Origin of the sequence: Crocosphaera chwakensis CCY0110, from assembly GCF_000169335.1 — a bacterium.
In the GTDB taxonomy this organism is placed as follows: Bacteria; Cyanobacteriota; Cyanobacteriia; order Cyanobacteriales; family Microcystaceae; genus Crocosphaera; species Crocosphaera chwakensis.
Window position 1 is genome coordinate 40,075 of sequence record NZ_AAXW01000004.1, and the last position, 24,757, is coordinate 64,831.

At 36.2% G+C, this 24,757-nt stretch carries 25 protein-coding genes and 1 tRNA gene; 14 read left to right on the forward strand and 12 right to left on the reverse strand.

Annotated features, from left to right (window positions below; translation table 11 throughout):
* Positions 1-174: 174 nt before the first annotated feature.
* Positions 175-918, reverse strand: coding sequence for a peptidylprolyl isomerase (locus tag CY0110_RS03625; protein ID WP_008273930.1), 744 nt, complete (start codon positions 916-918; stop codon positions 175-177).
* A 415-nt stretch (positions 919-1,333) separates the two neighbouring features.
* On the opposite strand from CY0110_RS03625, the gene CY0110_RS30320 reads away from it, so the two are divergent.
* From CY0110_RS30320 to CY0110_RS03640, 6 genes are all read left to right on the forward strand, one after another.
* Entirely contained in the window at positions 1,334-1,474 is a 141-nt protein-coding gene (locus CY0110_RS30320; RefSeq protein ID WP_008273931.1) for a hypothetical protein, read from the forward strand.
* A gap of 89 nt (positions 1,475-1,563) precedes the next feature.
* Positions 1,564-1,704, forward strand: coding sequence for a hypothetical protein (locus tag CY0110_RS30325; protein ID WP_008273932.1), 141 nt, complete (start codon positions 1,564-1,566; stop codon positions 1,702-1,704).
* Positions 1,705-1,793: 89 nt separating this feature from the next.
* Positions 1,794-1,928: a hypothetical protein gene (locus tag CY0110_RS31325; protein WP_008273933.1), complete on the forward strand. Its 135-nt coding sequence runs from the start codon at positions 1,794-1,796 to the stop codon at positions 1,926-1,928.
* Between the two features lie 114 nt (positions 1,929-2,042).
* The gene (locus CY0110_RS03630) at positions 2,043-2,240 is read left to right on the forward strand and encodes a hypothetical protein (RefSeq protein WP_008273934.1); all 198 of its coding nucleotides are present in this window, start codon (positions 2,043-2,045) and stop codon (positions 2,238-2,240) included.
* 78 nt (positions 2,241-2,318) lie between these two features.
* The gene (locus CY0110_RS03635; RefSeq protein WP_008273935.1) at positions 2,319-2,519 is read left to right on the forward strand and encodes a hypothetical protein; all 201 of its coding nucleotides are present in this window, start codon (positions 2,319-2,321) and stop codon (positions 2,517-2,519) included.
* 86 nt (positions 2,520-2,605) lie between these two features.
* Entirely contained in the window at positions 2,606-2,806 is a 201-nt protein-coding gene (locus CY0110_RS03640; protein ID WP_008273936.1) for a hypothetical protein, read from the forward strand.
* A 735-nt stretch (positions 2,807-3,541) separates the two neighbouring features.
* Here CY0110_RS03640 and CY0110_RS03645 read toward each other — a convergent pair.
* Entirely contained in the window at positions 3,542-4,399 is an 858-nt protein-coding gene (locus CY0110_RS03645) for an arginyl-tRNA synthetase (protein WP_008273938.1), read from the reverse strand.
* A gap of 63 nt (positions 4,400-4,462) precedes the next feature.
* On the opposite strand from CY0110_RS03645, the gene CY0110_RS03650 reads away from it, so the two are divergent.
* Positions 4,463-5,203, forward strand: a complete 741-nt coding sequence (locus CY0110_RS03650; RefSeq protein ID WP_008273939.1) for a Crp/Fnr family transcriptional regulator — start codon at positions 4,463-4,465, stop codon at positions 5,201-5,203.
* Positions 5,204-5,345: 142 nt separating this feature from the next.
* On the opposite strand, the gene CY0110_RS03655 is transcribed toward CY0110_RS03650, so the two are convergent.
* The 5 genes from CY0110_RS03655 to CY0110_RS03675 form a co-directional block, all read right to left on the reverse strand.
* Positions 5,346-7,637: an amylo-alpha-1,6-glucosidase gene (locus tag CY0110_RS03655; RefSeq protein ID WP_008273940.1), complete on the reverse strand. Its 2,292-nt coding sequence runs from the start codon at positions 7,635-7,637 to the stop codon at positions 5,346-5,348.
* 163 nt (positions 7,638-7,800) lie between these two features.
* Positions 7,801-8,904, reverse strand: a complete 1,104-nt coding sequence (locus CY0110_RS03660) for a glycosyltransferase family 4 protein (protein ID WP_008273941.1) — start codon at positions 8,902-8,904, stop codon at positions 7,801-7,803.
* Between the two features lie 312 nt (positions 8,905-9,216).
* Complete coding sequence (locus CY0110_RS03665) at positions 9,217-9,435, reverse strand: hypothetical protein (protein ID WP_157464525.1); 219 nt, start codon at positions 9,433-9,435, stop codon at positions 9,217-9,219.
* Between the two features lie 558 nt (positions 9,436-9,993).
* Positions 9,994-12,147: a Tex family protein gene (locus CY0110_RS03670; protein ID WP_008273943.1), complete on the reverse strand. Its 2,154-nt coding sequence runs from the start codon at positions 12,145-12,147 to the stop codon at positions 9,994-9,996.
* 6 nt (positions 12,148-12,153) lie between these two features.
* Positions 12,154-12,750 (reverse strand): Uma2 family endonuclease, encoded by a 597-nt coding sequence (locus tag CY0110_RS03675; protein WP_008273944.1) that lies wholly within the window; start codon positions 12,748-12,750, stop codon positions 12,154-12,156.
* A gap of 202 nt (positions 12,751-12,952) precedes the next feature.
* Here CY0110_RS03675 and CY0110_RS03680 point away from each other — a divergent pair, with 202 nt between their 5' ends.
* Positions 12,953-13,294, forward strand: coding sequence for a 4a-hydroxytetrahydrobiopterin dehydratase (locus CY0110_RS03680; protein WP_008273945.1), 342 nt, complete (start codon positions 12,953-12,955; stop codon positions 13,292-13,294).
* A gap of 73 nt (positions 13,295-13,367) precedes the next feature.
* Here CY0110_RS03680 and CY0110_RS03685 read toward each other — a convergent pair whose 3' ends face one another.
* Both CY0110_RS03685 and murA read right to left on the reverse strand, forming a co-directional pair.
* Positions 13,368-14,252, reverse strand: a complete 885-nt coding sequence (locus tag CY0110_RS03685; RefSeq protein WP_008273946.1) for a branched-chain amino acid ABC transporter permease — start codon at positions 14,250-14,252, stop codon at positions 13,368-13,370.
* A gap of 181 nt (positions 14,253-14,433) precedes the next feature.
* Positions 14,434-15,753 (reverse strand): UDP-N-acetylglucosamine 1-carboxyvinyltransferase, encoded by a 1,320-nt coding sequence (murA, locus tag CY0110_RS03690; RefSeq protein WP_008273947.1) that lies wholly within the window; start codon positions 15,751-15,753, stop codon positions 14,434-14,436.
* Positions 15,754-15,992: 239 nt separating this feature from the next.
* Between murA and CY0110_RS03695 the strand changes: the two genes are divergently transcribed.
* Positions 15,993-16,076 (forward strand) — tRNA-Leu (locus tag CY0110_RS03695).
* Positions 16,077-16,103: 27 nt separating this feature from the next.
* Positions 16,104-16,889, forward strand: coding sequence for a TrmH family RNA methyltransferase (locus CY0110_RS03700; protein ID WP_008273948.1), 786 nt, complete (start codon positions 16,104-16,106; stop codon positions 16,887-16,889).
* 99 nt (positions 16,890-16,988) lie between these two features.
* Here CY0110_RS03700 and CY0110_RS03705 read toward each other — a convergent pair whose 3' ends face one another.
* Together CY0110_RS03705 and CY0110_RS03710 are read right to left on the reverse strand one after the other, a co-directional pair.
* Entirely contained in the window at positions 16,989-17,861 is an 873-nt protein-coding gene (locus CY0110_RS03705; RefSeq protein ID WP_008273949.1) for an MBL fold metallo-hydrolase, read from the reverse strand.
* Between the two features lie 35 nt (positions 17,862-17,896).
* Positions 17,897-18,142: a hypothetical protein gene (locus CY0110_RS03710; protein WP_008273950.1), complete on the reverse strand. Its 246-nt coding sequence runs from the start codon at positions 18,140-18,142 to the stop codon at positions 17,897-17,899.
* A gap of 139 nt (positions 18,143-18,281) precedes the next feature.
* Here CY0110_RS03710 and ispG point away from each other — a divergent pair, with 139 nt between their 5' ends.
* Both ispG and CY0110_RS03720 read left to right on the forward strand, forming a co-directional pair.
* Positions 18,282-19,496 (forward strand): (E)-4-hydroxy-3-methylbut-2-enyl-diphosphate synthase, encoded by a 1,215-nt coding sequence (gene ispG / locus CY0110_RS03715; RefSeq protein ID WP_008273951.1) that lies wholly within the window; start codon positions 18,282-18,284, stop codon positions 19,494-19,496.
* A 528-nt stretch (positions 19,497-20,024) separates the two neighbouring features.
* A complete protein-coding gene (locus CY0110_RS03720) occupies positions 20,025-21,275 on the forward strand; it encodes a hypothetical protein (protein ID WP_008273952.1) in 1,251 nt (416 codons plus the stop codon).
* 54 nt (positions 21,276-21,329) lie between these two features.
* Here the strand turns inward: CY0110_RS03720 and hisD are convergent, their stop codons facing one another.
* Positions 21,330-22,634 (reverse strand): histidinol dehydrogenase, encoded by a 1,305-nt coding sequence (hisD, locus tag CY0110_RS03725; protein ID WP_008273953.1) that lies wholly within the window; start codon positions 22,632-22,634, stop codon positions 21,330-21,332.
* A 131-nt stretch (positions 22,635-22,765) separates the two neighbouring features.
* Between hisD and dxr the strand changes: the two genes are divergently transcribed.
* On the forward strand, positions 22,766-23,962 hold the full coding sequence (dxr, locus tag CY0110_RS03730) for a 1-deoxy-D-xylulose-5-phosphate reductoisomerase (RefSeq protein ID WP_008273954.1): 1,197 nt from the start codon (positions 22,766-22,768) through the stop codon (positions 23,960-23,962).
* 101 nt (positions 23,963-24,063) lie between these two features.
* Positions 24,064-24,279, forward strand: a complete 216-nt coding sequence (locus tag CY0110_RS03735; protein WP_008273955.1) for a hypothetical protein — start codon at positions 24,064-24,066, stop codon at positions 24,277-24,279.
* The last annotated feature ends 478 nt before the right edge of the window (positions 24,280-24,757 follow it).

Consider the following 24,757-nt stretch of genomic DNA (forward strand, 5'->3'; position numbering starts at 1 on the left):
CAATTAATTTTGTGTACTCGCTAAAAAAAATGACAGTTTAACTACATAATAATAGCTGATTCTATCACGATAAATATGTTAGGACAAGTCATTAGTTTGATATAGCATTTCTTAAAATCATGAGACACACCAACAATTTTAAGTTCTGCCTTTTAGTTCAAAGCATGGAAATTGCTATATAGTAGATTCAGTCACATTAGTGTCAGCTTGATTAATTTTTCCTTTTAACCACTCAGAAAATAAATCAGATAAAATTTTGTGACGTTTCTTTTCATCTAATTCTGGTTGTATGATTTCTTCAACAAAAACTAAATGAATTCCTTGAGATGTCATAATAGGTTTCAGTAATTGAGGAGGGTTTGCAGCAAAAATAGCAGCAGAGATTTCAGGTTTTAATTCCTGACGTTTAACGCTTCCTAAATATCCACCTTTCCGTCTTAATTCTATATCTTGTATATATTGATGAGCTACATCCCAAAAACTAATTTCATTCTCATCAATAGCATAATATAATTCCATTGCTAAGTCTTCATCATCTAAGATAATTTCATACATAATCACTTCAGTATAATTTAATTGGTTTTGATAAAAATAAGGTTCAACTTTATCATCAAAAAGATTCTTTGCTAACTTTCCAGAAATAATACTAAAATGAAGTATTTCTTCAAAATCCTCTATAGAAAGTTGACTTCTTGTCAACCATTGATGGGTTTGATCTGCACTTTCTAGATTATGTCTTAAACGAAATTGATCGGCTGCTTGTTGTAATTCTTCAGTTTCTACTTTAATATTTGCACGTTCTGCTTCTTGGGTAATAATTCTACGATTCATTAATCCTTCTGTAATCTCTCGCATTTTTCCTGATAATTTAATCTCTTTAATAATTTCTTCTACAGCTACAGTGATCGATAATGACATAATATTAACTTAACCCTGAAATATCTATTATTTTATAATACAGCAATTTAACGGCGTTTGTAAATTAATGATTAACATTTTCCTTAATTAAAACAGTTATTTTTATAGAAAAACCCGAAGCCTAAAAAAAATAAAAAATCAGCTTTATTTAAGAAATAATTGTTTGATTTTTTTCTTAAACATCAAAACTAAATTAAGCATCCAACTAACTAAAATTAATATTTTCTAGTCCAACAATAATTTTTTAGATATAAATTAGCTTGTAAAAGAGAAATAATTACTTTAATTACCAACAAAAAGATAGTGATGAATCTCTTGAATTTTATAAAAATGTGAATAATAATATATACAGAGTTAAACAGATTTCTCTTAAGACTCAAATCAAAAAAATATTAACTTGTAGAGGACTTTTATCATGTCTAACATTATCATTTCTGATCTCGAAAAAATCAACAACAAAAACCAAATGATTGATGTTTTAGCTAACCAACAACAGTTAGTTAAGGGTGGTGGTGTTGAAGTTGAATTCAGTATCACTATCAAAATCAAAAAGTAAAATTCAACCAATTTTACTGAGACATAATACATGATTGTTTCTTGAATCATGTTATCACTATTAAACGCATACACTGGAGAAATTTTGCCATGTCTAACATTATCATTTCTGATCTCGAAAAAATCAACAACAAAAACCAAATGATTGATGTTTTACCTCATCAACAACAGTTAGTTAAGGGTGGTGGTGTTGAAGTTGAATTTAGTATCACTATCAAAATCAAAAAGTAAAATTTAATCAATTTTACTGAGACATAATACATGATTGTTTCTTGAATCATGTTATCACTATTAAACGCATACACTGGAGAAATTTTGCCATGTCTAACATTATCATTTCTGATCTCGAAAAAATCAACAACAAAAACCAAATTACTGATGTTTTACCTCATCAACAAAAATTAGTGAAGGGTGGTGAAGTAGAAGTTATGTTTAAAATTACAATAAGATTCTAAGAATTTTATTAAGAAGTTTAATTAGCTTCAAAAACAAGTTATTAGTTTTCCCTAGTTTTTGAAGCTAACTTCTTCTCATCAAAAACTATTAAGTAATTAAATCAGGAGTCAATTATGAAGGAAAAATCATCAGAAAATCTAGATCAAATCGATTTTGATGATCTCATTTCTGAATCTGTGGAAAATGCAGTATCAAGAAGGAAGAAAAATGTAGAGTTAGAAGATGATTTAGTAGAACTTTCTAACGAAGATATGAAGAATATCAAAGGTGGTTTAGAATTTCCAATTATTCTAGGACTATTTTTTGAATAATCTTTGTCAGATTTACTTCTGGTTTTTTCATGTCAATTTCTCTGGAAAGAGATTAAATAATTCATTCAGGAGTCAAGTATGCACGACAAATTAACGGCAAATCTAAATCAAATCGATCTTGATGATCTCATTTCTGAATCTGTAGACAATGCAGTTTCTAGAAGACAGCAGAATTTAGAGTTAGAAAACGATATTGTAGAGATTTCAGACCAGGATGTGAAAAAGATCAAGGGTGGTTTTCCACATACTTGTGGAATGGTACAATGTGATCTTTTTTAGAAAGTTATTTTTTGCCTTTTAAGAGCGAAAATAAAGTAGCTTTTAATTGAATTAGACACTAATTTTCAATAACTAAGGAGTTAGACATGAACGAAAAATCTCAATCGTTTCTAAATCAGATTGATATTGATAATCTTATCTGTGAATCGGTAGAAAAAGCAGTATCAAGAAGACAACAAAGTTTAGATTTAGAGGAGCATCTAATTGATATTTCAAACGAAGATGCTAAGAATTTAACGGGTGGTTTACAAAAAAGGATAATTGTTATGGGATACTTTGCAAAATAATGTAACCGTCCTAATGTTATAGTTTTCAAACTTATTTAGCTTCAAAAACTTGATCTAATTTTAATTATTTTTGAAGCTAATTTTTTATAATTAATGAAATAAGAGAAAGATTAAATGCTAATATTTGATCGTATGAACTTTAAGTTAAGTTATTATCAAAATTTCCTCTTAGCCAATTTTTAAAGTTTCTGATTGCTTCAATTTTACCAAGTTGTTGATTTTTTTCAACAGCTTGATTAATCAATTCTACAATAAGAATATTAGGAAAATTGGGACTGCTTAAAGACTTAATATATTCCCCTTCTTGTAATAAATTAATCTTTAAATCACTGTGAGTATAGAAGAAACTTTAATATTAACCTTTGACTCTCACTAAAAAATCCCGAAAGCAATCAATCACACAAACAACACCAAAGATTGCGTCATTTCGCTATCGCTACATTCGCTACGGACAGTTTTCATGTCTCTAACTATAACGCTACAAATTATGATTAGGAGGTTAATAAGATTCCTTGTTTTTCGGAGTGACAGCTAAAGATGCAAAAAACGTCTTAACTAATTTTTGTATTGTTATATTTTTGAGAATTAATATTAGATCAGAAAGAGAGCCGACGACTTTCCGTGTTTCGTCTCGGCTCTCTTGTCTGGTTCGCTCCTCACACTAAATATAACTATATAGGAAGCTTTGGATTTTGTCACGTTACTTAAGATTTATTTTTGATTTATTACTTGTGTTTACAATCTGTCACGAGGAAGCTGCTCCATGTGTGATAACCATAAACCTTGTAGCAAAAGTTGCGTAATAGCAACTAAACCGAGTCTTGCTTGAGATAAATGAGAGTTATGTCCACTTATTTTTCCAAAAATGCGACAGTAACGCTCAAAACTGAGGAAAGTCTCACTTAATGCTAGTCCTAATTTTATCTCATCACGATTTGACTTATTTTCTAATCGATCAACAGTAGTAATAATTTGAGAAATTAGCGATCGCTCAAATTGATTCAATACTAAGCTAGACCAAGGAATCGGTTGAGACGTTGATAATGGCCATTGGTAAGGCTCAAAAATTTCTTTTTCCAGCTTAATAAGTCCTTCTTTATCCCCTAAACGTAATAAAGTACAGCAACGAGCATAGGTGTATTCGAGAGGACATAAATTGTCATGATTTCTTGACTTTAAAGTGAACCTTTTGCGAGGATAGGCAAAACTTTGCCAAGATTGTAACCAAAGAGATAGACGGCGATCGCACAGGGTAAACTCTAACCAACCTGGATCAAGGAGTGTTACGGTAAAGCTTAAAGCACCTGAATGGTTGGGTTGCTGTTGTAGGGTGTTAAAAATAGTTTCTGCTAACGTGAGGGGAGAATAAGAAGATAATTGAAAAGCGATCGCACAACGGTAACTAATAGAATCAATCTTAGGTAATCTGTATATGGAAATAGGATTATTGTTGCTCAGAAAATTAGTAAAATTTGAGTTATCTAACTTTAATAGTTGAGTAATAAGAAATTGCTGTAATTGTTGCTGAATAGAAAGGTTAGTTATTTTAATGGTTAAAGGATAAATATTCTTAATTATTCTATTTTTTGTCATCTTAAGCAAAATTAGTTAGAATAAGGATTTCTTAACGATAATTATTTAAGAGTTGGGCTTTTTATGACAAGAAGAGAGAGTCACTACTTTAATAATCAATCAGATCAAAAGTTTTCTTCTGAATCATTATTAACTACACAAAAAGAAGCCCCTTTTAACAATTTAAAAGAATTGTATAACTGGGGACGTTCTCATTGTCGTCAACGAATTTTTCATAAAGATCAAATTATTCCCACTCGTCCTGGTTTATTATATCTTGTTAATAAAGGGGCTGTGCGTTTGATGGGGTCAGCTTGTATTAATGAGGAACATCAACCGAGAGAAGATGAGACGATAGAAGAAATTTTTCTAGGAATTTTAGGAGTCAACAAACCATTTGAAATTGTCGAACATTCCTATAGTATTATTCGAGTTGAAGCCCATATTGAGCAAACCTCAGTCATTTGGTTATATTGGCATGAATTAGTTGACTCTTTAAATATTTATATTAAAGTTTTAGAATTATTTAGGCAACAACATCAAACTCAATTGATATGGATGAGTATTTTAGCCCAAAAACGAACAATAGATCGCTTAATGGGATTGTTAATGTTATTAGCAACAGAAGAAGGAGAAAGAACAGAAAAAGGTTATCTTTTACCTTATATTTTAACCCATGCTCAAATTGCCAGTGCCATTGGAACTACTAGAGTTAATGTTACCCGTTTAATGGGACAACTGCGACAACAAGGTATTATTGAAGTTGATAAAAATAATCGAATTTTTTGGAAAATGAATAGGGTTGAAACTCAATTTTCACTGTGAAATATGAACATTCTTATCCCCTTGGTTATAAGTCCTATTTCTAAAACTAAACCGATCAAAATAGAGGAGTTTGCATCAGAAAAAATTTAGTGGAATCATCGAGAAGAAAATGAGTTAACTTGATGGGTTTCTATTGAAGAAATTAAGCTTCAATAATCACCCTTAAATTACCCCTTTTCCGAACTACCCGACAAGCGGTTGCATTACCCGACCTTTCAAACTCTAAATCTAACAAAGTTTGACCAATTTTGAGGTTTTCTAAACATAAAAATTGAATTGAATCTGGCAAAGAAGGATGAACAATCTGTAAACAATTATTAGCAGCATCAGGGATTAAATTAGCCATAATCTGCAAAAATTGGAAAATAGTTCCCGTTGCCCAAGCTTGAGGCGTACAAGCTACCGGATAACGCACCGGACTGCTATGGGGAAGACGAGTATAACCGCAAAACAGTTCAGGGGGACGGAAATAAGGCTGATGAACCGTCATATCAATAATTCCCTGGGCGACTTCTAGGGACTGTTCCACACGATTAAGCGATCGCAAACCAACGGCAATTATCCCGTTATCATGAGGCCAAACAGACCCTAAATGATATCCCATCGGGTTATAAGCTGGAGAAAGACTGCTAAGGGTCCGAATTCCCCAACCACTAAACAAGTCCGGCCCCTGTAACCGTTCGGCCACACTTTGGGCTTTATCTGGTAACAAAATGTCCAAACCCAAACAATGACCAGGGTTAGAGGTAATACTATCGATAGGCTTACCGTCATCATTCAACCCCAGGGCGATATATTCCGCTTCTGGTAGCCAAAAATCCTCGTTAAAGCGAATTTTGAGGTCATGGGCTTCTTTTTCCAACTTGTTAGCCAGATCATGTTCTTTTCTTAGTCTCGCTAACCGACTCAAGGCCATTTTCGCCCCATACACATACCCCTGCACTTCACAGAGATAGATATTGCCTTCAGCTAAACGGCCTTGACTGTCAACGATACAGTTGGCCGAATCTTTCCACCCTTGATTTTGTAAACCCCCTGGGGACTTGCATTGATAGGGAAGATAACCAGTTTCTTTACAGTTGCGATCAATCCAGTCCATCGCCTTTAACGCATTATCCCAGAGTCCTTTTAACAGTTCATCGTCATGGGTCCAGCTATAGTATTGAGCATACAATAAGATCCATAATGGCGTAGCATCTACCGTCCCGTAATAAGGGGTATGGGGAACTTCTCCACATCGGGCCATCTCTCCGAAACGAATTTCGTGAAGAATTTTTCCGGGTTGTTCTTCTCGCCATTCGTTGTCAACTTGACCTTGATAAGAGGCTAAAGTCAATAGGGTATGACGGGCAATTTCTGGGGAAAAGATCAGAGTTTGGGCTGCTGCAATAATCGAATCACGACCAAACAACGTAGAAAACCAAGGAACCCCGGCGGAGAGAACTTTACCTTCCCCAAAGGTTTGACCCAACAGATAAATGTCTTCTTCGGCCCGTTCAATAATTAAGTTTAACTCTTGGTTATCGGTGCGGATTTTGGTTGCGCGATCGCGCCATTTTTGTTCTTCGCTTAATTCGGCCGCTAACGCTTGCTTGAAGTTCGCCGGAGGACTAACAGCAGAAGCTAATTGACCATCAACAAAGGGCTGTAAACAATAGCCGACGGACTGGGTTTCGTGGGGGTTTAATTGCATCTGCCAAATGGCAGTATACCCTTTAAAATAGTCTGGTTGACGGTGATCAAAACGGATACGGGATTCCATGAAAATGCCGTCTAACCCTTGATAGGCTAAGGTTAACTCTCCCGTTTCTTCGACAACGCCGTGAATATCCTGGGAAGCATGATTAAAATCCATCTCGCTTTTTCCCACCAAACGTAGGATGGTTCCGTTGGCGTGGCGAACAGCCCCACGAATCACAAATAAGTCGAGAAAATCAGCATCAAAACTGATACTAATCTCAAAGTCAACTGCTTCAGTGTTATAGTTCGTTAGGGTTAATTCTTCAAATAACGCCCCTTGTAAAACAATATTTCGCTCAATTCCTATGGTTTCCGCTTCTATTTTCCCTTCTATGTAGGGATTCGCACATAAAGCAGATAGAGCAAACCCCTGTCTTGCGGTACTACTAAGCAAAATGGGGGCCTGTCCTTCGATTTGTAATTCTAAACGACTGAGAAAACGGGTATCTTTGCAAAGGAGTCCTAAACTAAGATGGGCATGATCCGCTTCACAACCACTAATATTCCCTAATTGATCCGTAATTAAGAATAAATCATCATCTTTTAGGGTTAAAGTGGGTTGAATTCGTTGGGTGGTCGTACAAGGCCATTCAGGAATGGGAACTTGTTCGGAGGGGGCAAAGGTTCTACCACCGAGATTAAGGAGTTTAAGGGGTTGTTTGTCTTGAGTATTGTTGATACTTTGTTCACTCATTTCAAAATCTATGGAAAATCAAGCCCATCTTAGGCAACGATGGGGAGGAGAAGAACATCAACTATAACTAATCTTTGCTTCAACCAATGTCCTTATCCTGTATACAAAGTTAAGTTTGTTGCGGGTTGAAGTGACACAACGTTAACATAACTTCACTTAACATCTATTTGGCCGATAGTTCATTAATGGCATTAGACATCATCGAGAAAACATTCTCATTTTTAGAGGATGATTGTTTGAGCAATTTTTCATAAACCTGTTCATATCCATCCACCATTTGTTTAACGGTAAAGTTCTTGGTGACATGACGGTGACAGTCTTCACGGTTAATCTCAACAATACGACAAACCCCAGCGCTCATTCCTTTGATGTCATCTTCGTCACAAAGAAAACCAGTTTTACCGTCAACAATGATTTCGGGGGTTGAGCCTCTTTTGCTGGCAATAACAGGGGTTCCGCAAATCATCGATTCAATCATTACTAGGCCAAAAGGTTCATTCCAACTGATGGGGAATAGGGTTGCTAAAGCCCCGCCTAAGAATTGATTTTTTTCTTTGCTAGTTAATTCTCCAACAAAGATAATCTGTTCACCATCAATTAAAGGTTCAATCTTTTCATGAAAGAATTTTTCATTGGAGTGATCGATCTTACCGGCTATTTTTAGGGGAATGCGAGTCCGTTTGGCAATTTCAATGGCAATATGAGGCCCTTTACATTTGGACATTCGACCTAAAAAGGCTAAGTAAGGTGGGTTTTCTGGTTCAGGGTTAAAGGTATATCGATCAATGTCAATGGCGTTGTACACAGTGCCAACATAATTTAATTGTTTGATATATCTCTGTTGCGCTTCAGAAATACTAATAAAGTTTTGATCATAATGTTGCTTATACAACTTCTTACTCAAGGGAGGGAAATAACCGTGAATAGTATGGACTGTTGGGGTGGTACTTCGATCAGCAAAAGAAAACGCATCTTGACCGACGTGAGAATGAATCAGATCAAATTCATCAGCCCTCTCAAAAACCCGAGCTAGTTGCATCTGTGTGTAAATCATACATTCTTCTGAACTGAGATTTGAGTGGCGAAGTGCGGTTTTTGCTCCAGGTTCAAGGGTGGCTAAGGTTTGAGAATCTGCTGTGGCAAATAAGGTAACTTCATGACCCCGACGAACTAATTCATCAGTTAATAAACTAACGACTAATTCAGTACCGCCATAAGCAGGGGGGGGAACGGTCTCAGATAAGGGAGCAATTTGGGCAATTTTCATTATCAAACTTCCTATTTATTTTCAAAATTGAATATCAAAACAAATCCAAGAGGTGTTTTGTAATCTCTCAATGAGAGTTCGTTTCTTGGTAAACTTATCCCTTCCATTCAAACTATCAATGATTAAAAGTCTTATTATGAAAGGAAGACCCTTGATAGTCTGTAAATTCTGCATTTATGTCAGGGGTTTTTCTAGAAAAATGATTTAATTATCTCCTTTTCATTCATATCTATTTCTTATTTAAACAGGAGATAATATTTATAACTTCTATCGAAAGAAATAAGTTTAAACTTATCAATTTAGTTAGAAAAGTTAGTGATGTGCCGGGGGCATTTTTTGATGACAGTGACTACAATACCAGTAAACCCCTTCTAAACTAATATGACGTAGTAAATTATAAGAACAACAGGGACAAACTGGTTGATTTTCTAGATAAAGACTGCTTTCATGTCTATTTTCATATCTATCGCTATCGCTTTCATCAACAGTTTGGTGAGAATGTTCTTTAACTAAATGACTATTATTCATCATTTCCCCTCGGTTTTCTCTTTTTTTAGTACAAATTTTAAAAAGTCATTGAATTATCAAATTCACAAGCTATGCTTCTTATACTCATCACTCCCGACTGTTCTAACTTTAGACATAGGGAAGAACACTCTAATAATATTTAGACATAAGAGTGAATTGTATAAGTCTAGGCAATTAGATGGAGCCATTCCTTTAGTCACTATCATTTCTACGTTAACGAAGTATTTATAAAAATTTCTGGGTTTGTTTATAAAAATTAATTTTTGTTTTTATCAAAAAGGTTCAATTGTTAAATAACAAGAAATAACGACAATATTAAGCATTATCAGGGAAATATAAGATTGTTAATTTATAACCAAATTAGCTAGTGATTCTCCCGTCACTGGTGTCAACTTAACAGTTCATCTTTATTTCTTGATTGTCATTGCGAGGGGTGTGAACCACTACTATAGCTTCATTTCTTGTCATTATCCTCCCAAAGCAATCTATAAAATCTTTAGTCACGGTTTTACTGCCTCGCCATGACAGTTTCCTTTTAATTATTCTTTATTACTCTATTAGTTAAACCTCTTTCATCGATAAACTAATCCGTTTTAATTTCTGATCAATTTCTAAAACTTTCACTTTAACCACTTCTCCCACTTTAACCACCTCTTTAGGATCACTAACAAAATAATTAGCTAATTGAGAAATATGAATTAAACCGTCTTGATGAACTCCAATATCAACAAATGCGCCAAAATTAACCACATTGGTAATAACACCTTCTAGTATCATTCCTTCGGTTAAATCACTAATTTCTGTTACTCCTTCTTTAAAGGTTGCATACTTAAATTCTTCTCTGGGATCTCGTCCTGGTTTTTCTAATTCTGCGATAACATCTTCTAAGGTGGGTAAACCGATGGTCTCAGTGACAAAGTCGTTTAAATCTAGAGATTTTAAGCGAGAACCAACTTTATTAATATCAGCTAATGATACGCCTAACTGTTTGATAATTGTTTCTACTATTTCATAACTTTCAGGATGGACTGCAGTATTATCTAAAGGGTTTTTGCCTTCTCTAATTCTCAAAAAGCCGGCTGCTTGTTCAAAGGCTTTCGGTCCTAATTTAGACACTTTTAGTAATTCTTTTCTAGTATTAAATTTTCCATTTTTATCACGATAACTAACAATATTATTTGCGATAGTTGGAGTGATTCCTGAGACAAAGGTTAACAGTTTTTTTGATGCTGTATTGAGATCAACTCCCACATAGTTAACACAACTTTCTACTGTTTCCTCTAAGTTCTTTTTTAATAGTTTTTGATCGACATCATGTTGATATTGTCCAACTCCAATCGATTTAGGATCAATTTTTACTAATTCTGCTAAAGGATCTTGTAATCTTCTGCCAATACTAATAGCACCTCTAACAGTAATATCTAAGTCTGGAAATTCTTCTCTTGCTAGATCACTTGCTGAATAAATAGATGCTCCTGACTCATTGACAATAACTTTGATGGGTTTATTTTCTAATGGTTTAATGACTTCCCCAACAAATTGATCGGTTTCCCTAGAAGCGGTTCCATTTCCTATCGCAATTAATCGAATATTATATTTTTTAATTAATTTTTCTAGTATATTTTTTGCTTCTTTTTGTTTACTTTCACCACTATGGGGAAAGATCGCTTGATAGTCTAAAAATTGACCTGTTTCTGATAAAATAACTACTTTACATCCTGTACGAAACCCTGGATCAATGGCTAAGGTTGGTTGCATTCCTGCTGGAGGAGATAATAGTAATTCTTTCAAATTAATTTCAAAGGTATTAATGGATTCTATATCAGCCCAATTTTTTCGCTCCGCTCTAACTTCTCTAAGTAATGAAGGTTTAATTAAACGGTTAAATGAATCTTTAAGCATCGATTCATAAAAGGATTTTATAGGTTTATTTCTAGTTTTAAGTTCTTGGCTCCCCAAATAAGAAAGTACAAAATTTTCATCAAAATCAATCTCAAGGGAAATTATTTTTTCTGCTTCGCCTCTAAATAAAGCTAAGATATTATGAGGAGCAATTTTAGTTATACTCCCTTGAAAATTTCGATACATTTCATATTTTGTACTGCCTTCAGGATAATCTTTTTTAATTTTAGAAATAAACATACTTTCTTGCATTAAATAGTCTCTTAAATAAGCTCTTAAATTCGCTTTTTCGGCTACTTCTTCAGCTAAAATATCCGATGCACCTTGTAACGCTTCTTCGACGGTATCAACATCTTTTTCTGTTGAGATATACTCTTGTGCTAGTCTTTCTAAAGATTGGGGTTTAGCATTAGGACGATTAAGAGATTTTATTGACTCTGCTAATTTTTCTAATCCTTTTTCTCTTGCGATAGTAGCTTTTGTTCTTCGTTTCGGTTTATAGGGTAAATATAAATCTTCTAGTTCAGTTTTCGATAAACAAGATTCTATTTTTTGTTTTAATTTATCGGTTAGTTTATCTTGACTTTTAATAGATTCTAAAATAGTTTCTTTTCGCTTTTCTAACTCAGTTAAATAAGTATAACGTTCCCCAATATCTCTAATTTGAGTTTCATCTAGTGAGTCTGTTTTTTCTTTACGATAACGTGCAATAAAAGGAACGGTTGCACCTTCAATTAATAACTCAAGGGTATTCTTAACTTGTTGCTGTCTTAAAGATAATTCACTAGCAATAATTTTGTTGTAATCAATCATAATTAATTATTTAGTCTTCATTTGTAACCAACTAAAGATTTTATTAGCTGTTAAATTTAATTGTATTTTATCTAAACTTGGTAAAGTTTTCCGTTGTGCTTCATCATTAGATAAATCAACTTTATAAATTTTAGGCGTTTCTTGAGGTTGAAAGACAAAGATTGATTTTTCATCCGAATCAATTAACCAACCTAACTGACTACCATGTTCTAAACAGTATAAAATATTATCAATTACTTTAGTAGATTTTTGATTAGGAGAAAGAATTTCTATTGTCCAGTCAGGAAAAGAATTAAATAGATTAGCAATTTCTCCCTCTGTTGTTACAGGTATTCTGTCCCAATAAAATATACTAATATCAGGAACAATAGAACGATTACCAAAATTACAGCGTAACTCAGGTAAAGCATAAGCAATGTTAGACGTTTCAGCAACCTGATTAATCGTTTCACAAAGTTTATATTGAAGCTTACTATGTTGTCCTTGAGGCATTGGTTTTTGTATTACTTCACCATTAATATATTCCCACGCTGGCGATTCATCAATATCGGGTTTCTTGAGAAAATCTTCAAGACTCAAGGGTAAAATAGGGGTAGTTGTCATAAATAATTATCCTATAGTTATTTCAAATGATAAGACTTTCGTTATAATGTAACTACTCATTATATTGTAGTGCGATATTATTTCAATATTTTCTAAAAATTAAGTCACACTATAGATCAATGCTACATCTATTATAAACAAGGTTTTTAACTCTTATTTTAAGTTATTGCCAACATAAAGAAAGAATAATAATTAAATTCTAATGGAACCATTATCAAAACAAAATTGTATCCCTTGTACCGGTAACGCAGCAAAAGTTACAGAAGAGGAAATGAATGAATTGTTAAAAGAAATTCCCCAATGGCAAGTTAAAGAAGTTTCTGAAGAACTACATTTAGAACGAGCTTATAAATTCCCAGATTTTCAAAAGGCATTAGCGTTTACCCAACAAGTAGGAGAATCTGCTGAGCAAGCAGGGCATCATCCAGCTATACTAACAGAATGGGGAAAAGTAACAGTGAGTTGGTGGACTCATGCCATTAACGGACTGCATCGTAACGATTTTATCATGGCTGCCAGAACCGATGATCTTGCTGCTCAATAACTAATAATCTCTATTGATAATAAAGAGAATTGCTATTAGCTGAATGATGAATTTTGCTAGGATTTATTGTCCGCTAAAGAGTCCCTTTAAAGATGCCTTGAGGACGAATCAAAAGAATTAAAATCATGATGAATAAAGCTACTCCTAATTTATAATCAGGCCCCAACCAAGGTACGCTTAACTCTTGAGCAACTCCAATCACTAAACCGCCAGCGATCGCACCGTAAGGGTTGCCAATACCCCCTAAAATCACAGAAGCAAACATAGGCAAAATTAAAAACCATCCCATATTGGGTCGTACGGTGCTGGTAATTAACCCCAACATTACACCACCCAAGGTGGTTAAAATAGCTGTAATTACCCAAGTCCAGAGTACAACTTTTTCGACGTTAATGCCTGAAACCCTAGCTAAATCAATATTATCAGCTACGGCTCGCATGGCCTTACCAATTTTTGTGTTTTGTAACACTAAATGTAAAACAGCGATCGCTACAATTGATAAGATGATTGCCCAAATTCTATCGGTGGCTAATTGTAACCCCAAAAATTTTTGAGCTTGAACCAAGGGAATATCATACCGTTGATTTTTCGCTCCCCAAATCATTAAAATGCCGTTACGCAAAAACAAGGCTAAGCCAATAGAGATGATAATGAGAGTGGTTGACGTTGCCCTGCGATCGCGCATAGGTTTCCACAATAAAAATTCTGAAATTAACATAGCGACTATGGTTCCTGTAGCACCAACAATCACCGATAATCCTAAATTTAACCCTTGGGTATTCACTAACCAGGTTAAATAAGCTCCCAAGGTCATAAAATCTCCGTGGGCGAAGTTAGAAAGCCGTAAAATACCATAGGTTAGGGTTAACCCTACTGCAGCTAGAGCAATGACACTGCCAATGGCTAAGCCATCAAATAAATTTTGTGCTGTCCTTAAAATCAGTTCTGATGTTTCCATTCCCCTATATAAAACTTACTCACATCTACTCATCGAGCCTTAGACTTGATTTTATCTTGATGTCGCCATTCATCCTCAACTTTTTAAGAAGATAGGGATGAATAAAGCTAACCAAAAAACTGGACATACTAACTCTAGTCACTCAGTATGCCCAGGAAACTGTACTTAAGCCTAACTAATATTAGTTAACGATGGAATGTTCTGGTTCATCAACCACATTAACACGGCGAATGTTAGCCCCTAATTTGCGTAATTTACCTTCTAAATTATCGTAACCCCGATCAAGATGATGTAACCCTTGTACAATGGTGGTTCCTTGGGCTGCTAAACCTGCTAACACTAAGGCAGCAGAAGCCCGTAAGTCAGTAGCCATTACCGGCGCACCAGAGAGGAAAGGCACACCTTTGACTAAGGCAATATTCCCCTTGACTCGGATATCGGCTCCCATGCGTTGCAACTCAGCTACGTGACGCAGACGATTTTCAAATACGGTTTCAGTGACCATACTGCTACCTTCACTTAAGGTTAACAGAGCCATAAACTGTGCCTGCATATCGGTAGGAAACCCAGGAAAAGGTAGGGTTTTGATATCTGTTGCTCTTAGAGGCGCAGGAACCAGTCTTAAACGATCTGGCCCTTCAATAACAACTTGGGGACCCATTTCCCGTAACTTAGCAATGACAGAGGCTAAATGTTCAGGAAAAACAGGGTTAAGGGTGATTTCTGAATGGGTGATGGCTCCCGCAATTAATAGGGTTCCTGCTTCGATGCGATCGGGAATCACACAATAGTCTGTACTGTGGAGACGTTCAACCCCAGAAACAACAATTGTATTAGTTCCTGCCCCCTTAATTCTGGCTCCCATCGAGCGACAGAAGTTAGCTAAGTCAATGATTTCAGGTTCTTGAGCAGCGTTTTCGATGATGGTTTCTCCTTCTGCTAAGGTGGCCGCCATCATAATGGTTTCTGTTGCCCCGACACTCGGATAATCTAAATAAATTTTAGCTCCTTGAAGACGTTTGCGATTGCCTCTGACACAAGCATGAACCACACCATGTTCAATGCGAACGTCAGCCCCCATCGCTTGTAATCCCCGTACATGAAGGTCTACGGGTCTAGCACCAATGGCACAACCACCCGGTAAAGGCACGCGAGTCATTCCTAAACGGGCGAGTAATGGACCAATGACAAAGAAACTAGCACGAAGTTGAGATACTAATTCATACGGCGCTTGATCTTGTCCAATGTCTTGGGCGTTAATGTCAATTACATCACCATTTCTGTTGAGCTTGACCCCAATGGCTGCTAAAATTTGGGTCATGCGCTCAATATCCGCTAACAAAGGCAAGTTTCTTAAACGACAGTCTTCTGAGCAAAGGATCGCTCCTGCCATCAACACTAAAGCAGAGTTCTTGGCTCCACTAATATGAACTTCACCCTTGAGAGGGGTCTGACCTTTAATTTCTAATACAGATTGTTGTTCTTCTAAAGGAGTTGTCATAGATCAATATATAAGATTGTTTTATGATTAGATTACTCAAAACTATGAATTTTTTATAGTTTTGGCTTAAATTCGCTTTCAATGTAACCTGAATGATTAAAAAAGTCTAGTTAAAGTTCCGCTTAAATTATTTTTATGTTAAAGATTTTAGACTTTTTTAAAGGCTTTTTAACTGAAATCCTCTTAGGATTTGACTGACAGTTTAAGTGATGATATTATGATAAATTGGGAATTAAAATGCGGGACTGGCGGAATTGGTAGACGCGCTAGATTCAGATTCTAGTGTCCTTTCGGACTTTCGGGTTCAAGTCCCGAGTTCCGCATAAACCATCAGACCTTTTCAAACTGCAATGATTACCAGCATTCGCAATCCCCTAATCAAGCAGATTCGGAAGTTACATCGTACTAAGGGACGGCGCGAACAAAATCTATTGCTCTTGGAGGGAACTCATTTAGTAGAGACGGCTTATCAGGAAGGTTGTTCCTTGATGACCCTATGTTATACGGAGCAATGGCGCGATCGCTATCCTCAATTGTGGGAAAATGTATCTAAACGGGTCAAACGGTCTGAATTAGTTTCTATTGAGGTTTTGAGTAATATAACGACTACGGTTAATCCGGATGGGGTAGTGGCAACAGCTTTGTTTCAACCCCGTACAGAAGAGGAAATTACGGATTTTCAGTTAGGATTAGTCATAGAAAGATTACAAGATCCAGGTAATTTGGGGACTATTATTCGCACTGCTGCTGCAACGGAAATTGATGCTATTTGGTTGAGTGATGATAGTGTTGATATTGATAATCCAAAAGTTTTAAGAGCGTCTGCTGGTTCTTGGTTTCAAGTGCCTATCTTCGTTACTTCAGACTTAACAACTGTTATAAAAAAATCTAAAAATAAGGGAATCAATATCATCGCAACATTACCAGATGCAACTCAAAGTTATTGGCAATTATCCTTTACCAAACCCACGTTAATTTTATTAGGAAATGAAGGGTCAGGATTATCAAATTCCTTAATTTCCTTAGCAGATAATCTCGTTAGTATTCCTTTAGGGCCAGGTGTCGAGTCATTAAATGTTGCTATTGCTACGGCTTTACTGTTGTATGAAGCTAAACGACAGAAAATATTTAACTAATAAAAAAATCAACGGAAGTCACGGAGTTAATTAATATTCTTTTCTTTCAGGTTGTTGCCTTTTTCTTGTTCTTAGAATATTTTGAAAAATTTTAAACTTTTACTGAGATTCCATCCACTGAATACATTGTGTCATTTGTTTTTCCATTGTTTCTCTATCATTATGATAACGACGACCATGACCAGGTAATACCCATTCAAAAGAATAATTAGCTAATTTTTTCATAGAAGTGATCTGTTTTGACCAGTCATACCAACAAAAACGATGAAAAGCATACAGATGATTAAAGTAAGGTGACCAAGCTAAATGATCCCCTGTAAATAAATATTTTTCATTGTATAAAAGAACGGTATGACCTTTAGTATGGCCAGGAACAGCAATAATAAGTACATCAGAGGCAAAATGAATAGGTTGGTCCCCTAATAATTTAATTTCAACTCCTTGAGTTTTGTTAATTATATCATCAGTATGGAGTATTCTTTCACAACCAAAATGACTGGTAAATTTTTCGTGATCTGCGACATCATCTTTATGAGTTAAATATAAATATTTAATACCTCCTTTTGCTTCTAATTGTTTCACCAAGGGAGGAGAAAAGCGAGGAGAGTCAATTAAAATATTACCTTCTTCTCGTTCAATAAAATAACTCGCTGCTCCGAAAGATTTTTCGGAATGATAACCACAATGGTAAACATTTTCAGCAATAGGTAACGGAAATTTTTCCTGAATTTCTTTTATACTTTTCGGTTTTTCTACTGTTCCAATGGAAGCAGTGGGACAAGACAATAAAGCTTCATAAGCTTCTAACATTTCTGTTGTTTTGCTAGGTTGATGATAGACGGCCGACTTATTTCCTTCTCGATGAAACACTGTAGGAGACATCCAACGACAGGTATCACAGTTAATGCAACTACTATCAACATAAAAATTACCCGAAATATTTTCCGGACGACGTTTTTCTAAGGTAGCCATAATTATATTTGATGATTTAAAAAGGGTTAGCTTCTTTAAGTATTAGAATCGAGTTTTTGAGAAATTTTGCTAATTCCCCAACTGAGAATAGCTCCTAAAAAGAGAATCCCAATAGCAGGATTAAATAAAGGTAGCCAGAGTTTGTACCAAATATCCAAACCTAGGGGAACCCCCACAGAACGACCAATAACCGCGGCCACAAACCAAAAAAATCCCAGAAAAACTAAAAACACATCTGCTACTAATAAGCGGTTCAACCACGTTAAAATTGTCTCTTTCATTCTTTTTTTAATGCTCTCTAACTTTAAGTATCAAGCAAATTATTGATAATCACAACCACAGACACAAATATTAAGACAATGGAGTATTAAAATAGGACTTGGATAAATTCGCTACCAAATTTTTTTATATTTACCCATCATGCAAACTCTCGAAACACCCCAAACTAATTCTAAACCTGAATTTGATACCACTATTCATCGTCGCAAAACCCGTCCGGTTAAAGTGGGAGATATCACCATTGGCGGTGGTTTTCCCGTTGTTGTCCAGTCCATGATTAATGAGGACACCCTCGATATTGAAGGGTCTGTGTCTGCTATTCGTCGTTTACATGAAATGGGTTGTGAAATTGTTCGGGTAACGGTTCCCAGTATGGCCCACGCTAAAGCGTTAGCGACCATCAAAGAGAAATTAGCCCAAGTGTATCAACCGGTTCCGTTGGTGGCCGATGTGCATCACAACGGCTTAAAAATTGCCCTAGAAGTGGCGAAGCACGTGGATAAAGTACGAATTAACCCAGGATTATACGTCTTTGAAAAACCCAGTCCCACCCGTAGCGAATATACTCAAGCAGAATTTGAAGAGATTGGGGAAAAAATTCGTCAAACCTTAGAACCTCTGGTGATTTCTCTACGAGATCAAGGAAAAGCCATGAGAATTGGGGTTAATCATGGTTCTTTAGCGGAAAGAATGTTATTTACCTATGGAGATACTCCAGAGGGAATGGTTGAATCTGCCCTAGAATTCATTCGTATTTGCGAGTCTCTCGATTTTTACAATATAGTCATTTCTCTCAAAGCATCCCGTGTTCCTGTGATGTTAGCGGCCTATCGTTTGATGGTGAAACGCATGGATGAGTTAGCAATGGATTATCCCCTACATTTAGGGGTGACAGAAGCAGGAGATGGAGAATATGGTCGTATTAAATCCACTGCTGGTATTGGAACCCTTTTAGCAGAAGGAATCGGAGATACGATTCGTGTTTCTCTTACCGAGGCTCCAGAAAAAGAAATTCCCGTTTGTTATAGCATTTTGCAAGCGTTGGGTCTACGTAAGACAATGGTTGAATACGTCGCTTGTCCTTCCTGTGGTCGTACCCTGTTTAATCTTGAAGAAGTCTTACATAAGGTACGAGAAGCAACTAAACATCTGACCGGATTAGATATTGCTGTTATGGGATGTATTGTTAATGGACCTGGAGAAATGGCCGATGCTGACTACGGTTATGTCGGTAAACAACCTGGTTATATTTCTTTGTATCGAGGTCGAGAAGAAATTAAAAAGGTTCCTGAAGACCAAGGGGTACAAGAATTAATTAACTTAATTAAAGTCGATGGTCGTTGGATAGACCCTTAATTAGTGACCAGTTATCAGTGACCCGTGATCAGTTTTTGAGTTTCTTAATCTCCTAGTCTCTCAAGATAAGGTAACAAGTTCGCAAATAAACTTCATATCTTGTGATCTTTGACCACAATAAATAAGGAAAAAATCTTAAGATTGTCTCTTTTTGAGGCAATTTTTTTTGTCATCTACTCACAAAAATCAAAAAAATCTAAACGAACAGGGCAATGTTAATCAATAGTATAAAAAACTTAATAAATATTTGTAGCAAATTTTCAAAGAATATTAATCAATTTTACTAAATTTAAGCAGTTTGTAAATTTAATTAACATCAAAATCAAAAAATAAAATTGACGCATTAAGCTTTGTTTATTTTTCTGTATATAGTTATTTTTTTTCTAAAAAATGCAAATCAATATTTTATTTTGTAATTCTCTTTTACATTAAAAATACAGTTTAATTTTTTAATTTTTGAGAAAGATTTGAATCAAAAAACCATTGATAGTATTGGCTTAGTAGAGTAATTTTTATCAAAATAATTGTATGGGTATTTGTCAACAAAAATACTTAAGTAACCTATCTTTAGGTATCATTTTCTCTTTAAGTAGTGCTGTTAGTGCTAAAGCAGCTACTGTTTCTTATGAACCCACTTTAAATAGAACAAATAATCCATCGTTTGATATTGCTGGAGCTGTTGGAGGATTTGCTACACTAGGTTATCAATTTTCAGTGAACCCTGCTGCTAATGATAATAATTTAGAAATGACGGCTTTTGGCGTTTTTGCGTCTCGAGCTAATCTTTTTCCGAATAGTCCTAACGATTATTTTGTCTTACCAGAAGGAGAAAGTTTCTTTACTGTTCCAGAAACCGTCCATGAAATAGGACTTTGGGAAGTGGACAGCAATGGTAATCCTCTGAACCTTGATCCAAATACTAATATCCCTATACCCCTGAGAAGAATTACCCTCGAACCACTTATTGATGATCCTGATAACCCTGGTACTGAAATTCCGAATCCCTTATTAGGTTTTGTTAATGGTTTTGCTTATTTAGCCCTCGATGATCCTGATGATCCTCTGACTCCCGATGACGAACTAGATGATGTTTTGATCTTAGATGAAAATGATCCTGAACGATTCTTTCGCCTAGGAGTATCTTACACTGATGCCTCAGATCAAGCCTGGATCAATGATGTTAGTACAAGTCCTCTATTTGGTGAAGTAGTTGTTCCTAATGAGAATCTTGACGGAGTTCCGAATGAAGGGGCCGCAGTAGATCCGATGTTGGAGTTGCAACTAAATCTTGGTGGTGGTGATCATCCCCAAGGTTACTTCGGCGTTCCTCAAGGCAGTCCTTCCAATCCACCTCTCACTGATCCTGATCCTCTATCTTTCCCTGATCTAGCTTTAGACGCTACATTTGGTTTTCCTGGCACTCTCAGTCCGTTTTTTGTTGCTGGTAACATTCTTTTTGGTCCTTTGCCTCCAAGCTTCCCTATAGCTGCTACAACAACTGGTACAAGTACGGGAACATCTACAGGAACTTCCACTGGTACAAGTACAGGAACATCTACAGGAACTTCCACTGGTACAAGTACAGGAACATCTACAGGGACTTCCACTGGTACAAGTACAGGAACATCTACAGGAACTTCCACTGGTACAAGTACAGGAACTTCTACTGGTACAGGAGGGGTTCCGACGATTCCTGAACCTAGTCTAATTCATGGCTTATTAGCGATAACGTTAGGTGGCTTTGCCACTCGTTACAAGCAAGGAAAACTTAGAAAATAGAAAGCACTCAATAGGGGTTTAGCCGTGCTAAACCCCTTATAAAGAATCCTGATTTTACAATAATTGATCTCGTTCTGTAATAGCCATCCCATGAGCCGGAAACTCCTCGTAATGGGCTAAAGTTTTGCTGGTTTCCTTAACGCGATCAAATCCTTGGGATGTCAAATAAGCAACAGTCGATCGCTTGAGAAAATCATAGACAGAGACAGCAGAATAGGAACGGGCAAACCCTCCCGTGGGTAAAACAGCGTTAACCCCGATCGCATAGGTCGCAGCAGAAGAAGGGGTATATTTCCCTAATAAAATTTCCCCTGCGTTTTTAATCTCTCCGACTAACCTTAAGGGATCATCTACTAACACCTCTAAATGTTCTGGGGCGTAATCGTTCACAAAATTGATCGATTCTTCTAAGCTAGAAGTGAGAATAATCCCTCCATAAGCATCTAACCCTTTTTGACAAAACTCCCTGCGCCATTGGGGAAGTTTCTCTAAGTATTCCTTGGCAAACTGACTGGCTTTTTCAGCAACGGCTTCGCTGTGGGTGACTAAAAGGGCTGCTGAGTCGGGCCCGTGTTCAGCTTCTATTAATAAGTCGAGGGCTGCCAGTTGGGGATCGGTGGTTTCGTCTGCTAAAACGATGGACTCACTGGGACCGGCAGGTAAACCGACATCTACTGTACCGAATAACACCCGTTTAGCTGCTGCGCCGTAGATGCTACAAGGCCCCGTTAATTTATCTACTTTGGGGACGGTAGTGGTACCTAAGGCCATGGCGGCTAAAGCTTGAATTCCCCCTAGTTTATAGACTTCTGTTACCCCGGCCATTTGGGCAACATAAAGAGAAACCGGTTCAACGTTACCTTCTTTATCAGGAGGGGTACAAACGACGATTTGTTTAACCCCTGCAACCATAGCTGGAATGGTTAACATCAGCATCATGGAAGGAAAAGCCCCTTTTCCCCTAGGAACGTATAACCCGACGCTAGGAATGGGAGTAATTTTTTCCCCTGCAAAGATACCAGTATCAATTTCAGCCAGGTTCATTTCTTCAGGCAGTTGCCGTTGATGGACTTCTTTGATATTGCGAAAAGCTTGATCAACAGCTTTTGTAACCTCTGGTTCGACGAGATGTTGCGCTTGGTCGAATTCTTCTGGGGTTACTTTTATATTGTCTGGGGTTGCCCCTGCATAGTCAAATTTTTGGGCATATTGAATCAGTCCCTTGTCTCCGGTTTGCGCGATCGCGGTTATTACTTCTTGGGCAATGGGAATCACTTGATCGATGTCTAACTCGGCCCGTCGCTTTACTGTGGCAAGATCCTTGGCTGTCATTTGGGCAAGTTTAAGAATTCTGACCACTACTTCTCTCCTGATACGTTGGTCTCTTTTTATTTATTTTAATATGTATTATCTGTCAATGTCACAACCCTTTGCAGATGCACCCGATCGCTTTATAGTGATAGTGATCCCCAGTTTAATAATGCAGTATCGTGAAAAAGATTTCTATCCTTGGCTCTACTGGTTCCATTGGCACTCAAACCCTTGATATTGTTGAGCAATACCCCGATCAATTTCAAGTGGTGGGTTTGGCGACTCGTTCTAATGTGGAGTTATTAGCAAAGCAAGTCAAACAGTTTCGTCCTGAAATTGTAGCTATTTGTGATCAGAGCAAACTAGGAAGCCTCAAAGATGCCATTGCAACTATGGACTATTCTCCGATCATTTTAGCAGGAGAGGAAGGGGTTACAGAAGTCGCTCGTCATGGTGATGCTGAAAGTGTGGTTACGGGTATTGTTGGATGTGCCGGTTTATTGCCTACCATTGCAGCGATAGAAGCAGGAAAAGATATTGCTTTAGCTAATAAGGAAACTTTGATAGCAGGGGGCCCTGTGGTATTACCTTTAATTGAAAAACATGGGGTGAAATTATTACCGGCAGACTCAGAACATTCAGCTATTTTTCAATGTTTACAAGGGGTTCCGAGTGATGGTTTACGACGCATTATTTTAACGGCTTCTGGTGGTGCATTTAGGGATTGGCCAGTAGAACAATTAAAGTATGTTACGGTACAAGATGCCCTAAAACATCCTAATTGGTCAATGGGTCAAAAAATAACGGTTGATTCTGCTACTTTAATGAATAAAGGGTTAGAAGTTATTGAAGCTCATTTCTTGTTTGGAATGGACTATAAAAATATTGATATTGTTATCCATCCTCAAAGTATTATTCATTCTTTAATTGAGTTACAAGATACTTCCGTTTTGGCACAATTAGGATGGCCTGATATGCGTCTGCCTTTATTATATGCTCTGTCTTGGCCTGAAAGAATTTATACAGATTGGGAACCATTAGATTTAGTAAAAGCAGGTAGTTTAACCTTTAGAGAGCCGGATCATGATAAATATCCTTGTATGCAGTTAGCTTATGCAGCAGGTAATGCAGGAGGGGCAATGCCGGCGGTTTTAAATGCTGCCAATGAGCAAGCGGTTGCTTTGTTTTTAGCTGAAAAAATTGCCTTTTTAGATATTCCTAAAGTCATTGAACAAACTTGTGATAGTTTTAGGGATCATAATTCTGCTCAACCTAGTTTAGAGGATATTTTAGAAGCAGATAGTTGGGCAAGAAAAACTGTTTTAATGGCGGCTGAAGCGTTAGGAACTGAAAGTAAAGTTGTTTCTGTAAAATAGTAACTGTCATAATCTGGAAGAATATAGTATTGTAGAGGCTTAATAATATTAAGCCCTAATGTGTTACCATAACAGTATTTATGTAGATTAAACTTGATAATATGCCCATCAATTTAATTCTATTTATTGCTGCTTTATTAGTATCTTGGTTGGTATTTCGTTGGCTTTTTACTTTCGTTAAGTCAACAGCTACCACAGCTTTAACCATAGCAATTATTGTACTACTTCTGCAAGTTGGTTTCGGGATTGATTCTCAAGATTTATTTAGAGAAGTTATTAATCTTCCCCAAAGATTTCAAGAACTGTTTAACCGCTAATTTTCTCTTATTCTTAATGGGAAAAAAATCCAGTTAGTAATAATGGTAATAAAATAAGTAAACTAATAATTAAAACTGCTGTTTGTGGACTAACAGGGATAATATTTTTTTCTTTTTGAGGTTCTGTCATTTTTAATTTACTCCTATATTAATTTATTAATTGTGATTTTACCTCGTTCTTTGGACAAAGTCAAAAAGTAAAGATAAAAAAGCAAAAGTTTAAAATATACTCAATGTTTGGTTTAAATCGGACTCATTATATAGAGTTAATTTTCTTCTATCAGCATTTCTACAAATGTTTCAATAACTTCCTGTCCATTTCTAGCAGCTTTTTCATAAGTTTTGCCATGAGTGTGAAATTGTTGTCAAGGAAACTCAGGTAAATGAACTAAAAATAGTTGATCTTCTTCTGACCATTGAATGACCATGCTGTAATGATATTTCATTGTTTCATTTGCCTTATATTTTTGCAACTGAT

Bases quoted from the DNA above. Each gene is read 5' to 3' on its own strand.
- CY0110_RS03625 (WP_008273930.1), bottom strand. From the start codon at position 918: ATGTCATTATCGATCACTGTAGCTGTAGAAGAAATTATTAAAGAGATT.
- CY0110_RS30320 (WP_008273931.1), top strand. From the start codon at position 1,334: ATGTCTAACATTATCATTTCTGATCTCGAAAAAATCAACAACAAAAAC.
- CY0110_RS30325 (WP_008273932.1), top strand. From the start codon at position 1,564: ATGTCTAACATTATCATTTCTGATCTCGAAAAAATCAACAACAAAAAC.
- CY0110_RS31325 (WP_008273933.1), top strand. From the start codon at position 1,794: ATGTCTAACATTATCATTTCTGATCTCGAAAAAATCAACAACAAAAAC.
- CY0110_RS03630 (WP_008273934.1), top strand. From the start codon at position 2,043: ATGAAGGAAAAATCATCAGAAAATCTAGATCAAATCGATTTTGATGAT.
- CY0110_RS03635 (WP_008273935.1), top strand. From the start codon at position 2,319: ATGCACGACAAATTAACGGCAAATCTAAATCAAATCGATCTTGATGAT.
- CY0110_RS03640 (WP_008273936.1), top strand. From the start codon at position 2,606: ATGAACGAAAAATCTCAATCGTTTCTAAATCAGATTGATATTGATAAT.
- CY0110_RS03645 (WP_008273938.1), bottom strand. From the start codon at position 4,399: ATGACAAAAAATAGAATAATTAAGAATATTTATCCTTTAACCATTAAA.
- CY0110_RS03650 (WP_008273939.1), top strand. From the start codon at position 4,463: ATGACAAGAAGAGAGAGTCACTACTTTAATAATCAATCAGATCAAAAG.
- CY0110_RS03655 (WP_008273940.1), bottom strand. From the start codon at position 7,637: ATGAGTGAACAAAGTATCAACAATACTCAAGACAAACAACCCCTTAAA.
- CY0110_RS03660 (WP_008273941.1), bottom strand. From the start codon at position 8,904: ATGAAAATTGCCCAAATTGCTCCCTTATCTGAGACCGTTCCCCCCCCT.
- CY0110_RS03665 (WP_157464525.1), bottom strand. From the start codon at position 9,435: ATGATGAATAATAGTCATTTAGTTAAAGAACATTCTCACCAAACTGTT.
- CY0110_RS03670 (WP_008273943.1), bottom strand. From the start codon at position 12,147: ATGATTGATTACAACAAAATTATTGCTAGTGAATTATCTTTAAGACAG.
- CY0110_RS03675 (WP_008273944.1), bottom strand. From the start codon at position 12,750: ATGACAACTACCCCTATTTTACCCTTGAGTCTTGAAGATTTTCTCAAG.
- CY0110_RS03680 (WP_008273945.1), top strand. From the start codon at position 12,953: ATGGAACCATTATCAAAACAAAATTGTATCCCTTGTACCGGTAACGCA.
- CY0110_RS03685 (WP_008273946.1), bottom strand. From the start codon at position 14,252: ATGGAAACATCAGAACTGATTTTAAGGACAGCACAAAATTTATTTGAT.
- murA (WP_008273947.1), bottom strand. From the start codon at position 15,753: ATGACAACTCCTTTAGAAGAACAACAATCTGTATTAGAAATTAAAGGT.
- CY0110_RS03700 (WP_008273948.1), top strand. From the start codon at position 16,104: ATGATTACCAGCATTCGCAATCCCCTAATCAAGCAGATTCGGAAGTTA.
- CY0110_RS03705 (WP_008273949.1), bottom strand. From the start codon at position 17,861: ATGGCTACCTTAGAAAAACGTCGTCCGGAAAATATTTCGGGTAATTTT.
- CY0110_RS03710 (WP_008273950.1), bottom strand. From the start codon at position 18,142: ATGAAAGAGACAATTTTAACGTGGTTGAACCGCTTATTAGTAGCAGAT.
- ispG (WP_008273951.1), top strand. From the start codon at position 18,282: ATGCAAACTCTCGAAACACCCCAAACTAATTCTAAACCTGAATTTGAT.
- CY0110_RS03720 (WP_008273952.1), top strand. From the start codon at position 20,025: ATGGGTATTTGTCAACAAAAATACTTAAGTAACCTATCTTTAGGTATC.
- CY0110_RS03735 (WP_008273955.1), top strand. From the start codon at position 24,064: ATGCCCATCAATTTAATTCTATTTATTGCTGCTTTATTAGTATCTTGG.